The organism is Actinoplanes sp. NPDC051405 (assembly GCF_055586185.1).
Window position 1 is genome coordinate 163,027 of sequence record NZ_JBVJIR010000006.1, and the last position, 12,252, is coordinate 175,278.

Consider the following 12,252-nt stretch of genomic DNA (forward strand, 5'->3'; position numbering starts at 1 on the left):
ACATGCACTCCCTGACATTCGGTGTTCATCTGGGTCACGCCGATCCCGCGGGCGGTCACGCCCTCGATCACCACCGGCGGCTGCTCGACATCGCCACCCGGTGCGAGCCGGTCACCCACGTGTGGGTCGCCGACCACTTCCAGGAGAAGGAACAGCTGATCCTGGAGTCCTGGACCAGGCTCGCCTATCTCGCCGCGCTGTATCCACGGCTCACCGTCGGCCACTTCGTGCTCGGACAGAACTACCGCAACCCCGCGCTGGTCGCCAAGATGGCCGCCACGTTGTCCTACCTCACCGGTGGCCGCTATGTCATGGGCATCGGCGCCGGCTGGCTCGCCGAGGAGTACGCGGCGTACGGCTACGAATTCCCGCCGCCACGCGAACGTCTGGAGCAGCTCGAGGAAGCGATTCTCGTCCTCCGGGCGATGTGGGGCGAGCAGCCGGCCACGTTCGCCGGTAAGCACTACTCGGTCACCGACGCGTACTGCGTACCCCGGCCGGCGCGGCCCATCAAGATCATGGTGGGCACCAACGGCCCGCGCGCGCTGCGTCTGGTCGCCCGCCACGCCGACATCTGGAACTGGGACGCGCCGTTGGAGGCGTACCGCAAGCCGTACGAGATCCTGCGTGCGCACTGTGCCGAGATCGGCCGTGACCTCTCCGAGATCCAGCTGACCGCCGGCACCGAGGTGCACCTCCCGGTCCGGGCGGAGGACTTCCGCCCGGGCGAGATGCGCTACGGCGATCCGCGCATCCTGGGCCCGCACCCGGAGATGGTCACCGAGGCCCTGCATCCGCTGATCGAGCTCGGCGTCCGGCACTTCCAGGTGTACGTCGACGACGTGCCGTCGATGGAGCGGTTCTGCGCGGAGGTCGTTCCCGCCCTGGTGTCCACGGTATGACCGGCCCGGCCACCCTGAGCCGGTACTCGCTGCCCGGCTCGGAGCTCGACGCGCACCTCGGTGAGCTCGGCTCGGTGGCGCGCCGGGCCGAGGCCGGGGCACGGCGGCACCTGATGCTGGTGACGGACCGGATCCGCCGGGCCGCGCGGGCCGCCACCGGAACGGCTCATCCCGACCTCGAACTGCGCGACGTCTTCGACCCGTTCAGCGGCGCGGTCCGGCTGCGCAGCTGGGAAACCACCGGGCCGGCGGCGCGGCGGCTCTTCCGGCTGGACGACGGGACACCGCACGCGTGGCAGCGGCGGGTGCGCACGGACACGGCTGTGGTGTTGCGCGGCGGGTTGTACTGGTTCCCGTACGCGATGGCGATGGGCGAGAAACCGACGGGCTGGGTGCCGCGGTACCGGCGGTTCCTGGCGGAGGCCGCTGACGCGGCGCCCGCGCTGGTGGCCGATCGGGGCTCGCTGACGACCTTCAAGCTGGTGGCGGCCGTGCAGGACATGGTCCGCGGGCTGCTGCTGCATCTCAGCACGGCCGCGTACCTGCTGGAGAACGACGCCGGGACGGCGCGATACCCGGTGACGCAGCGGGTCCTGGCCGGCACCGCCGCCCATCTGCGCCAGCACCTCGCCTACCTCAGCGGCGACGGCGACACCATGGCCGAGCTGACCGCCGCACTCGGCCGGGCGGACCAGGTGCTGGCCGAGGCCGACAAGAGTCTCGGGCTCACCGCGGCGCTGGCTGACGACCGCCTGGCCGGACGGCTGTTGCGCGAACGGCACAGCGACGACCTGCTCGAGAACGCGGCCGCCGCGGAGCTCGGTCTCGGACACCTGGTCCCCGCGGAGATCGGTACCGCGATCGAGTGCGTCGGCCTGGTCGCCGGCGGGACCGAGCTGACCTTGCTGGGTCGCGAGTCACTGCGGCACCGGGGCGTCCCGGCCGGCCTGCGGCTGCTGCGCCTCTCGCTGTACCAGGAGGGCGACGGTGACATTCGCGGCCCGGCGCTGACCGTCCCGGCCGGCCCCGGGGTTCCGCCGGCGCGGCACGCGGTGATCTTCGACGACAACGTGATGACCGGCCGGACCCTCGACCGCGCGGTGCGCGCCCTGCCGGGGACCACGGTGCTCGGTGCCGTGATCACCCGCTACCCCGCACCGAATCTGGCGCCCTACCTGCACACGAACGGCTTCCCGGACCCGCGGCGGCTGCTGCGCGAGGTACGGGGGCTCATGACACCGCTGCCGTCGGGCGGCACCGGCGCGGACATCCACAACAAGAACGAGGCCCGGATCCAGCGGTACCTGCACCGCGAAAGAATGGGGAGCACCGCGTGAGCACGTACGTCTTCGCCGGCGGCGAGGTCGAGCAGACCCGGCTGTCGGCTCTGGAGTCCCTGCTCGACCAGGGCACGATCACCACGCTGGACCGGGTGGGTGTGCGCCCGGGGATGCGGGTGCTCGAGGTGGGCGCCGGCGCGGGGTCGATCGCCCGCTGGCTCGGCGCCCGGGTCGGCCCGCAAGGCCGCGTGACCGCCACCGACCTGGACGTCCGCCACCTGCGGGCGGCGGGCCTGCCCGGCAATGTCGACGTCGTCCAGCACGACATCCTCACCGGCCCGTCGCTGCCGCCGGGCTACGACCTGATCCACGCCCGCTACGTGCTCGAACACGTGCCGGACGTGCCGGGCGCCGTCGCTGTCATGGCGGCGCTGCTCGCGCCGGGCGGCGCCCTGGTCCTGGAGACCTCGGATCCGGCCACCGCCTGGCTCGGGCTGCCCGCGCATCCCGACGTCCAGGCCCTGCGGACCGCCTTCGACCAGGTCTTCGACGATGCCGGCGGCGACTCCTACCTGGGCCGCACTCTGCCCGTCACCCTGGCGGCGTGCGGCCTGCGGCAGATCGACGGCGCCGCCCACGCCCGGTTCCTGCCCTCCTGGTCCAGCCCGCAGGCCGAGTCCTACCGGCTCTCGGTCGCCGAGGTCGCCGACCGGCTGGTGGGCACCGGTCTGCTGACGCAGCGGCAGCTCGACACGGCGCTGCACGTCCTCGCCTCGACACCCACGCCGTTCCTCAACCATCTGACGATCGCGGTGTGGGGGCGCAGTGGCTCCTGACCCCGCCGGCATCGACACCGTCGAGGAGTTCTGGGCTCCGGACGTCGTCGCGGAGCTGATCGCCACCGGCGCGACCGCCGAGCCGGACATCTTCGCCCGGCGCCTGGTGGAGCAGATCGGTCTCGAGGGCACCGCCACCCCGATGGTCAGTGCCCGGGAGGCACTGCGGGCATACCTGGCCAGGATGGCGCGGCCCGGCTCGCGGGATCACGTGCTGATCAGCGCCTTCAACTGCGTCGCGGTCGCCGAGGCGGTGAGCTCGGCAGGCCTGGTGCCGGTCACGGTCGACGCGGGCACCTCGTTCGGCGCGTTCGACCCGGACGTGGTGTTGCGGATGCCGCCCGCCCGGGTGGCCGCGCTGGTGGTGCCTCATCTGTTCGGTGCACCGGCGGAGGTTCGGCCCTTGGTCGAATGGTGCCGCGGGCACGGCGTCAAACTCGTCGAGGACTGCAGCCAGACCTTGGGCGCCACCCTCGGGGGACGGGCAGCCGGGGCCTTCGGCGACGCCGCCGTCTTCAGCTTCGGCTACGACAAGCCACTCTCACTCGGCGGTGGCGGGCTCCTCGTGACCCGGGACGGGACCACAGTCGAGGGCCGGACCGGCGACAGCGCCACCGACAGGCGACTGTTGACCGCCCTGCTCGCCTTCCTGCGGGAGCGACGGGCCCTGATCGTCCCCGCGGGGGCCACGACCGATGCACGGCAACGGCAGCGGCTCTACCGCCGCTCGGCGGACAGCCCGGCACCGGCCGCGATCGGCCCGCTGCGCGCCCGGCTCGGGCTGTGGCAGCTCGAGCGCTACGAAGCCGTACGCCGGGCCCGGAACACGAACGCCGCGCTGCTCGCCGCTTCCGGTCTCGTCACCTGGCCGGTGCCCGAGGACGGCGAGCCGGCCTGGCTGAAGCAGAAGGTCCTGCTCCCCGGCCCGGCCGTCGCCGATCGGGTCGCCGCCGAGCTGCAGGCGCAGGGACTACGGGTCGGTCCCTTCAACTGGGCGCGGCCCGTGCCGGACGGTCCGACGGGCGAGCTGCGTCCCCGGGCCACGAGCTATGCCCGGCGCTCGGTGGACGTGCCGATCCATCAACGCGTTGCGCCCACCGCCGTCCGGCTGATGGCCGCGACCCTGGGGGCCGCCGCATGAGCCCGGGTTCGTGGACCTCCAACTGCCTGTTCGAGGAGCCCTGGTGGCTGGACATCGTCGCTGAGGACCGGTGGCGGGCCGCGGAGGTGCGCCGCAACGGGACCACCGTGGCGCGCTGGGCGTACACGTCGGCCACCGTCGAGGGCGTCAGGGTGCTGTGCATGCCCGAGCTGACCCAGACCCTCGGTCCGTGGCTGCGGGAAGCCACCGGCTCCTACCCCAAGGAACTCGGCACGGAGCATCGCCTGTTGGACGACCTGCTCGCCGGCCTGCCCGAGCACGACCTCTTCGTGCAGAACCTGCACTACTCGCGGTGGAACTGGCTGGCGATGCACTGGAGCGGCTTTCGCACCGGGGCCCGGCTGACGTACCGGATCGACGACACCAGCTCGCCGGAGCGGATCTGGGCCACGATGCTCACCGACGTCCGGACCCAGATCCGCCGGGCCGGCACGCAGCTGGCCGTCCGTGGCGACGGCACCGCCGAGGAATTCCTGCCGTTGCACCGCGCCACGTTCGCCCGGCAGAGCATGGACGTGCCGTGGTCGCTGGAGACCGTGCGCCGGGTGATCGAGCGCGGTGCCGCGGCCGGGTCGGCCCGGACCTTCGTGGCCGAGGACCACGACGGGGTGGCCCGGGCCGCGATCGTCGTGGTCTGGGACTCCCGGTCGATGTACTACCTGCTTGCCGGCAGCGACACCGAACCGCGCGTGCCCGGTGCGATCGCGCTGTTGCTGTGGCACGCGATCCGGTTGGCGGCCGAACTCGGCGTCGCGTTCGACTTCGAGGGCTCGATGCTGCCCCGCGTCGAGCCCATGTTCCGGGCCTTCGGTGCCCGTCAGCAGCCGTACCTGCAGTTGTGGCGCAGCAACGGCGCCATCGAGCGGCTCGCCCGGCCCGGTGAGCTCCCACCCGACACCTTCCAGCGGCTTCGGGCCGGCAAATCTGAATGAAGGAGAAACAAGTGACCGTCGATCAAGCGACACCCAGCGCCACCGCGATCTCCGCGTACGGAGTCGACGAGCTGAGCGCGTTGTACCGCGGGCTCTACCATGCGAATCTCACCGTCGCCCGGTGCCTGGCCGGCCAGGCACCGGCCATCGTGCCGCTCGACGACAAGTGGCTGGTGATGCGCGCGGTCTACGTCTTCCTGGAGCACTGCCAGTCGATCGCGATCCGGATGGCGGAGCTGCGCTGCCCGCCCAAGCTGCTCGGCCGTCCCGGCGACGCTGTCGTGGCGGCCGGCAACGCCCTGGCCGCCGCGCCGAACTGGGCGGACGCCGCCCGGTTCCTGCGCGAGTTCATCGACGAGACACACGCGTTCTACGCGGCCTGCCGCGACGGCGCGAACACCATCGCCACCGCCCATGACGCGGCGATCTTCGCGCAGCTGACCGCGGACCTGGTGCAGCTGCGCGAGTTCGCCCAGGCGCATCCGGCCACCGAGCCGGGCGCCCCCCTCGGCGTGGCCGCCGGGACGCTGCTCGGCTCCCCGGTCGCCCAGGGCGAGCCGGTGCACCCGTCCGGTGCTTTCGCCCTGCCGGTGGTGCCCTGCCCGCGCCGGGCTTACCCGGAGTGGGCGACCTTCGTCAAGCCGCGCCCGCCGAAGCCGGCCAACGACGCCATCGAGGCCGGCCTGCCGCCGGTGGAGACCCCGGCCCAGGTCGCGTCGTTCCTGCGGCACGGCCTGCAGATCGAGTTCGTGGCAATGGACGTCCCGCTGCGCAACATCGCCGAGTTCGACGACCTCCCGCTGGAGTTCTACCGGGACATGGCCCGGCACGCGCACGACGAGATGCGGCACACCCTGATGCTGTTCGACGAGTTCGACAACCTCGGCGTCGACTACCGGGACATCCCGTTCGAGGATCCGGACTACTACGAGCTCATGATGACCGAGGGTCTGCAGTACCGCCTCATCATCCTGTCGCGCACCGGCGAGGCCGAAGCGATCGAGACCTTCAACTACATCGTGCCGAAGCTGCACGACGCCGGGTTCCATTCGGTCGCCACCATGTTCGACCACGCCCTGTCCGACGAGGTCCGGCACGCGGCGTACTCCAACAAGTGGCTCCGCGTGCTGGTCGGTGACGACGACGAGGCGGTGGAGCAGGCCACCGTGGCCGCCATCGAACGCTTCAACACCGGCGCCCTGAATCTGGGCCTCGGCGAGCGCGCGCTGCGCGATGTCGACTACCTGGAGTCCTCGCGGTCGACCCCGATCGACGGCCCGCTGCGCGCGATGGCCGGCTTCTCCGAGCGTGAGGTCCGGGCTCTGATCCAGTCGGCCGCCGGGCGGCCGGCACCCCGCTGAGCGATCCGACCGACGCTGCTCGCCGACGCCCCGGCCGGGTCCATCAGGTACGTCCGCGACCGCGGGCGGACCGGTCCCGGCCGGGGCGTCCGCGGCGGTGGGTAATGGAGGTCCCCTTGTCCGAGGTAGTTGTCATGTGCGGCTCCGCGCAGTCGTACTCCCGCACCCGCGCCCTGCTGGATCACGTCGCATCGCTGCTCGAGGCCGAGGGGCTCGGTGTGACGACGATAGCCGCCGGCGACCTGCCCGCCGAGGTGCTGCTGCACACCCGGACATCGCATCCGGACGCCATCCGCTTCCTGACGGCGGTGGCAGGTGCCCGCGGTGTCGTCGTCGGCACGCCGGTGTACAAGGCCGCCTACAGTGGTGCGCTCAAGTCCATGCTGGACCTGCTGCCCCAGGGCGGCTTCTCCGGCAAGACAGTGCTGCCGCTCGCCACCGGTGGCAGCCGGGGCCATCTGCTGGCGATCGACTACGCGTTGCGTCCCGTGCTCGTCGCCCTCGACGCGAGAAACGTCGTGCGTGGGCACTTCGCCCACGAGGACGACTTCGCCGACCGGGGATCCGGGCCCGCCCTGCTCGCGACGGCGGAACCGTCGTTGCGGTCATCCGTGGCCGCGTTCGTGCACACGATGCGGGCGGCGGACCGGTACGCGACCGAGCTGTTCCCGATCTGATCATCGAAGCGTTCGGAGGATCCTTTCCCATGGCACCACTGGTTTCCGTCGTCATACCCACCTACAACCGTGCCGAGCTGCTCCGGCTGACTCTGGAGAGCCTGACCCGGCAGACGCTGGGCCCGGAACGCTTCGAGGTGATCGTCGCCGACGACGGTTCGTCCGACGACACCGCCGAGGTCGCGAAGTCGTTCACCGACCGGCTCGCACTGCGCTACTGCTTCCAGGAAGACCTGGGCTTCCGTGCGGCGGCGGCCCGCAACCTGGGTGCCGCCCAGGCCGGTGCTCCTGTTCTGGCGTTTCTCGACACGGGGGTCGTGGCAGCTCCCGGCTGGCTCGCGGAACATCAGCGCCGGCACGCCGCGGCGGCCGGCCCCGCTGTGGTGATCGGCTACCTCTACAACAACGACCATCTCGATTCGCCGCTCACCGTCGCCGACATGCGCCCGGCGGCGGAGGAGATCGTCGCCCGGTTCACCGGCACCGCGAACTTCACCGACGTCCGGCTGCCGGAGATCGAGAAGCTCGGCCACGACCTCGACCGCGAGGGCATGGCCTGGTATTTCTGCTGGACCGCGAACGTGTCCCTGCCGGCGGACGCGTTCCGGGCCGTCGGCGGGTTCGACGAGGACTACCGCGGCTGGGGCGTGGAGGATGTCAGCCTCGCGCACCGGCTGCAGCGTCACGGCTGCGAGCTGATCTTCTCCGCTGAGGGATGGAGCATCGAATCGCCGCATGTGCGGCACCGGGACAGCAACTGGGAGAGCTGCCGCCGCAACGCGCTGATCTTCCACGCCAAGAGCCCGGAGCCGCAGACGGAGCTGTTCTGGGCCATCATCCAGGACTGGGCCGAGGACACCTTCCACGACGAGTGGCTGCTGCTCCGCGACCGGCTGGCCGCGACCGAGGGTCACGACATCACGGCCGAGCTCGACGAACACACCCCGCTGCTACCCGGTTCCGGACGGGTCGCGGTGATCGGTGCCGGCACGGCCCTCCCGCCGGCGTGGAAGGACAGCCCGGCCCAGATCACAGTCGTCGACGTGGACCGGGCCCGGCTCGACGCCGCCTCGACTGCCGGCCTGCGCCATCCCGTCACGGCCGTCCGCGCGATCGGGCTGCGCACCACGCTCCCTGACGCGGCCTTCGACCTGGTGATCGTCACCTCGCGCCTGGACGGACTGCGCGAGCGGTGGGGCGGTTTCGTGCTGGCCGAGGCTCAGCGGCTCGGCCGGCGGGTCGTGGCGCCGTCGTTCGGCGGGATCGTCGCCGTGGATCCCGCGTTGTCGTGACGTCCGGCTCCAGGCCCGGCCGGCGCCTGGAGCCGATGCGGTCGCTACTTGTACGCGGCGGCCTGCATGCCGTAGAGCTCACGGTAGATGCCGTCGTGGCTCATCAGTTCCTGATGGCTGCCGGACTCCGCGATCCGGCCGCCGGAGACCACCAGGATGAGATCGGCCATCCGTACGGTCGAGAAGCGGTGCGAAACCAGCACAGTGATGCCACCGGTGCGCCGGCCGACCTCCCGGGCCGAGGCGGCGTACCGCTCGAACAGCGAGTGCTCGGCGAGCGGGTCGAGGGCGGACGTCGGCTCGTCGAGCACCATCAGCAACGGTTCGTCACGCATCATGGCCCGGCTCAGGGCGATCCGCTGCCACTGGCCTCCGGAGAGCTCCGCGCCGTCCTCGTACGCCTTGCCGACATGGGACTCCAAGCCGTGCGGCAGCCGGTCGATCACCGCTGCGGCATCCGCCCGGTCGACCGCGGCCCGGACGGCCGCCCGGTCGTCGACGCGGTACAGGTCTCCCACCCCGATACTTTCCTGGACCTGTGCGTCCAGCCGGACGAAGTCCTGGAAGCCGGCGGCGATGCGTTCCCGCCAGCGGTCCACGTCGATGCTGCGCAGGTCGACACCGTCGACCCGGATGCACCCGGTGGACGGCTCGTAGAACCGGCAGAGCAACTTCACCAGGGTGGACTTGCCGGCGCCGTTGTCACCCACCACCGCGACCACCGCACCGGCCGGGATCCGCATCGTGACGCCGCTGAGCACTTCACGATCGGTCGCGGGGTAGCGGAACCCCACGTTCTCCAGATCGATACCGGCGCGCAGCGTGTGTCCGGGGGGCCGGCGCCCGGCCGTCGCGGCGACCGGGCTGCTCGCGGCCTCCCGGAGCCACCGCACGAGCGCCATGGCCTTGGCGTTGCGCTGCAACGACTGGGCCAGCGCCACGGCTCCGGCGGCCTGGGCGTTGGTCTGCACCGCCAGGGTGATGGCGAGGACCACCTCACCGACGCTGCGGTCACCGCTGAGCGCCGCGCGGACCACCAGGATCACGGCGCCGAGGTAACCCACGGCGTAGAGGATCTGGCCACCGATCCGCACCAGCGTGCCCCGCAGCTCCGCACGAGCGAGTCGCTCATCGACCTGCTTGGACGTCTCCCACTGCCGGCGCCGCAGCGCCTGCTGCATCCCGAAGACCCGGATCTCCTTGGCGGCACCCGGGTGGACCGACAGATCCAGGAACTGCGCGCCGAGCCGCTTCTGCTGCGCCGTGGCCAGTTCGGCCCGTTGCTGCAGGGTCTCCGCCCACCGCCCGGCGATCAGCGGCGGCACGGCGAACAGCGGAAGCAGGAGCAGCCACGGCTGCAGATAGGCGAGCAGGGCGCCGGTCAGGACGATCTGCACCAGCAACGTGCCCGCCGCCAGCACGGTCTGCACCCCTTCCCCGATCGCGCCGGACTCCTTGCGCAGCAACTCGAGACGGTCGGCGTAGTCACGGCGCTCGAGATGCTCGAGCCCGACCGTGCCGTGGGCGAGCTCGCCGATCTCCTGCTCGACCCGCATCAGATGCAGGTCCGCCAGCTCGAAGAAGAAGATGTGCGCGAAGTGTTCCATGGTCAGCGCGGCCAGGGCGACGACGGCGACCAGGGCCGCGGCGACGATCGCCCGGCGGGTGTCGTGGTCGAGCGTCGCGTCGACCGCCATCCCGAGGAAGACCGCGACCAGCGGCAGGCTCACCGCACCGACGAGCATCAGGACGACGGAGATCAGCAGCCGGGCCGGACCGACGTGCCACGACGAGCGCAGCACCGCACCGATGCCGCGGAGCACGTCACGCATATTCGACTCCGTCCAGCTCGTCCGCGTCGAAACGCGCGGCCTGGATCTGGAAAAGCTGGGCGTAGCGGCCCCGCTGCGCCATCAGGGCGGTGTGGTCGCCGTACTCGATCACTTTGCCGTGCTCGAGAACGGCGATCCGGTCCGCGCGCCTGACCGTGGAGAACCGATGCGAGATGACAATGCTCGTGACACCGCGGGTCATCTCCAGGAAACGGTCGAAGAATGCGACTTCGGCGCGCACGTCGAGGCTCGCGGTGGGCTCGTCCAGCACCATGATCCGAGCACCGCGGCCGACCGCGAAATGGGCCCGCGCCATCGCGATGCGCTGCCATTGCCCGCCGGACAGATCGGTGCCGTCCGAGTATTGCCGGGACAGCGGCGTATCGAGTCCCAGGGGCAGTTCCCGGACGATTTCCTCGGCACCGGCTTTACGCAATGCCGCCCAGATCTCGTCGTCGGCGCGGCCACCGCCGGCGGTCAGCCAGACGTTGTCCCGCACCGGCAGATCGAAGCGCACGAAGTCCTGGAAAACGCCGGCGATCTCCTGCTGCCACCGCCGGACGTCGAAGGTGCGGATGTCGGCCCCGTCGGCGGTGATCCGGCCGCCGACGGGTTCGTAGAGCCGCGCGAGCAGCTTGACCAAGGTGGATTTGCCGGCACCGTTGAGCCCGACGATCGCCGTCGATCCGCCGATCTCGATGGTCAGGTCGAGCCCGTCGAGCACCGCAGGCCCGTCCGGCGTGTAGCGGAACGTGACGTTCTCGAAGCGGATCTGCCGCACCCGCTCGCCCGGAGGGCGGCCGGAACGGCTCGGCCGTGGTGGCTCCGCGCCGGTCACCGAGCGGTTCGCCGCGGCCGCCGCCTCGAAGCGCCGGACCGCCCGGAATGCCACTCCGCCCAGCTCGGTCTGCGTGTCGGCCTCGGCCACGAAGCCGCCGATCCGGATGGCCGACAGCCCGGCCTGCATGACGATGATGAAGGCGCCCAGCCCGATCAGGCCGGTGGCGAAGGCGCGCCCGGCCGCCGCCATGACCCCGGCGAGCAGGACCAGCGACACCAGCGTGTAGACGATGTACGGGCCGTAGAACACCCGGCGCCGCTCGCTCCACACGATTCTCGAACTGATCATCGCCGACGAGGTGAAGCGCTCGGTGATCCACCGGAGCATCCCGAAGATCCGGATCTCCTTGGCCGCGCCGGGCTTCATCATCAGGTCACGGAAGTAGAGCTGCCGGCGCCGCGCGGCGGTCTCCGTCCGGAACAACCGGCTGAACACCGCGAGGCCGAGCCGGTACCCGAAACGGATCACCAGGGCCGAGGCCAGCAGCGCGAGCCCGGCCCACCAGCTGAAGACGGCGGCGACGACCTCGGCGGCCAGGACCACCTGCAGATAGCGGCTGATCAGCGCGACATAACCGGCGCAGGCCGCACCCGGCGTCCACATCGCCACTTTCATCATGTCCAGGGAGTCGGCGGCCTGGTCGGCCAGCTCCCGGTCCTCCAGCAGCGCGAGGCCGGGCACCCCCAGGGAGGCCGCCATCAGCCGATCCCGGATCTGCCGGTCGATGCGGCGGCGCAGCGATTCACCGAGCAGGTACTGCACCGGGACCAGGATCTGGGTGCTGAGGAAGTAGATCCCCGCGATCACGAGATCGGCCCGCAATGTCCGCCATGCGGGCGAATCGACTCCACCACTGACCGCATCGGGCACATCCGCGACCACCTGCGCGGTGGTGAGCAGAAAAAGAATCGGTGCGGCACCGGACAGCACCTGCACGATGAATGCGGCGCTCACCAGCGGAATTCCCGCGGCCGGCAACAACCGCAACAAATGCCATCGCTGCGCGCCGCGCTCCCGCATTCCGTTGACGAGTTCATGGCGCAACAAAGGTGTTGTGCCCATGTTTTCGACGCGTTTCTCCCCCGTGGACATCGAGAAATGATATCGATACCCGAGGATCTGCGCCACCGCCGAATG

10 protein-coding genes are annotated in these 12,252 nt (G+C 71.1%); 8 read left to right on the forward strand and 2 right to left on the reverse strand.

The features are described 5' to 3' along the window. The first annotated feature begins 2 nt into the window (after nucleotides 1-2). The 8 genes from ACZ6S4_RS15375 (at nucleotide 3) to ACZ6S4_RS15410 (ending at nucleotide 8,442) form a co-directional block, all read left to right on the forward strand. Nucleotides 3-902, forward strand: coding sequence for an LLM class flavin-dependent oxidoreductase (locus ACZ6S4_RS15375; RefSeq protein ID WP_465475544.1), 900 nt, complete (start codon nucleotides 3-5; stop codon nucleotides 900-902). After that, complete coding sequence (locus ACZ6S4_RS15380; RefSeq protein WP_465475545.1) at nucleotides 899-2,239, forward strand: hypothetical protein; 1,341 nt, start codon at nucleotides 899-901, stop codon at nucleotides 2,237-2,239. Before ACZ6S4_RS15375 ends, ACZ6S4_RS15380 begins: the two co-directional genes overlap by 4 nt. Then, nucleotides 2,236-3,018, forward strand: a complete 783-nt coding sequence (locus ACZ6S4_RS15385; protein ID WP_465475546.1) for a methyltransferase domain-containing protein — start codon at nucleotides 2,236-2,238, stop codon at nucleotides 3,016-3,018. Before ACZ6S4_RS15380 ends, ACZ6S4_RS15385 begins: the two co-directional genes overlap by 4 nt. Next, a complete protein-coding gene (locus tag ACZ6S4_RS15390) occupies nucleotides 3,008-4,159 on the forward strand; it encodes a DegT/DnrJ/EryC1/StrS family aminotransferase (protein WP_465475547.1) in 1,152 nt (383 codons plus the stop codon). The genes ACZ6S4_RS15385 and ACZ6S4_RS15390 overlap by 11 nt, the downstream gene beginning before the upstream one ends. Next, entirely contained in the window at nucleotides 4,156-5,112 is a 957-nt protein-coding gene (locus ACZ6S4_RS15395; protein WP_465475548.1) for a GNAT family N-acetyltransferase, read from the forward strand. The genes ACZ6S4_RS15390 and ACZ6S4_RS15395 overlap by 4 nt, the downstream gene beginning before the upstream one ends. Before the next feature lie 11 nt (nucleotides 5,113-5,123). Then, nucleotides 5,124-6,473 (forward strand): DUF455 family protein, encoded by a 1,350-nt coding sequence (locus ACZ6S4_RS15400; protein ID WP_465475549.1) that lies wholly within the window; start codon nucleotides 5,124-5,126, stop codon nucleotides 6,471-6,473. A 116-nt stretch (nucleotides 6,474-6,589) separates the two neighbouring features. After that, nucleotides 6,590-7,150 (forward strand): NADPH-dependent FMN reductase, encoded by a 561-nt coding sequence (ssuE, locus tag ACZ6S4_RS15405; RefSeq protein WP_465475550.1) that lies wholly within the window; start codon nucleotides 6,590-6,592, stop codon nucleotides 7,148-7,150. Nucleotides 7,151-7,179: 29 nt separating this feature from the next. Then, nucleotides 7,180-8,442: a glycosyltransferase gene (locus ACZ6S4_RS15410; RefSeq protein WP_465475551.1), complete on the forward strand. Its 1,263-nt coding sequence runs from the start codon at nucleotides 7,180-7,182 to the stop codon at nucleotides 8,440-8,442. 44 nt (nucleotides 8,443-8,486) lie between these two features. On the opposite strand, the gene ACZ6S4_RS15415 is transcribed toward ACZ6S4_RS15410, so the two are convergent. Both ACZ6S4_RS15415 and ACZ6S4_RS15420 read right to left on the reverse strand, forming a co-directional pair. Beyond that, entirely contained in the window at nucleotides 8,487-10,274 is a 1,788-nt protein-coding gene (locus ACZ6S4_RS15415) for an ABC transporter ATP-binding protein (RefSeq protein ID WP_465475552.1), read from the reverse strand. Further along, complete coding sequence (locus ACZ6S4_RS15420) at nucleotides 10,267-12,069, reverse strand: ABC transporter ATP-binding protein (RefSeq protein ID WP_465475553.1); 1,803 nt, start codon at nucleotides 12,067-12,069, stop codon at nucleotides 10,267-10,269. The genes ACZ6S4_RS15415 and ACZ6S4_RS15420 overlap by 8 nt, the downstream gene beginning before the upstream one ends. Between the last annotated feature and the right edge of the window lie 183 nt (nucleotides 12,070-12,252).

What these genes read in the sequence shown, in the direction of transcription:
- ACZ6S4_RS15375 (WP_465475544.1), top strand. Translation starts at nt 3, where the DNA reads ATGCACTCCCTGACATTCGGTGTTCATCTGGGTCACGCCGATCCCGCG.
- ACZ6S4_RS15380 (WP_465475545.1), top strand. Translation starts at nt 899, where the DNA reads ATGACCGGCCCGGCCACCCTGAGCCGGTACTCGCTGCCCGGCTCGGAG.
- ACZ6S4_RS15395 (WP_465475548.1), top strand. Translation starts at nt 4,156, where the DNA reads ATGAGCCCGGGTTCGTGGACCTCCAACTGCCTGTTCGAGGAGCCCTGG.
- ACZ6S4_RS15410 (WP_465475551.1), top strand. Translation starts at nt 7,180, where the DNA reads ATGGCACCACTGGTTTCCGTCGTCATACCCACCTACAACCGTGCCGAG.
- ACZ6S4_RS15415 (WP_465475552.1), bottom strand. Translation starts at nt 10,274, where the DNA reads ATGCGTGACGTGCTCCGCGGCATCGGTGCGGTGCTGCGCTCGTCGTGG.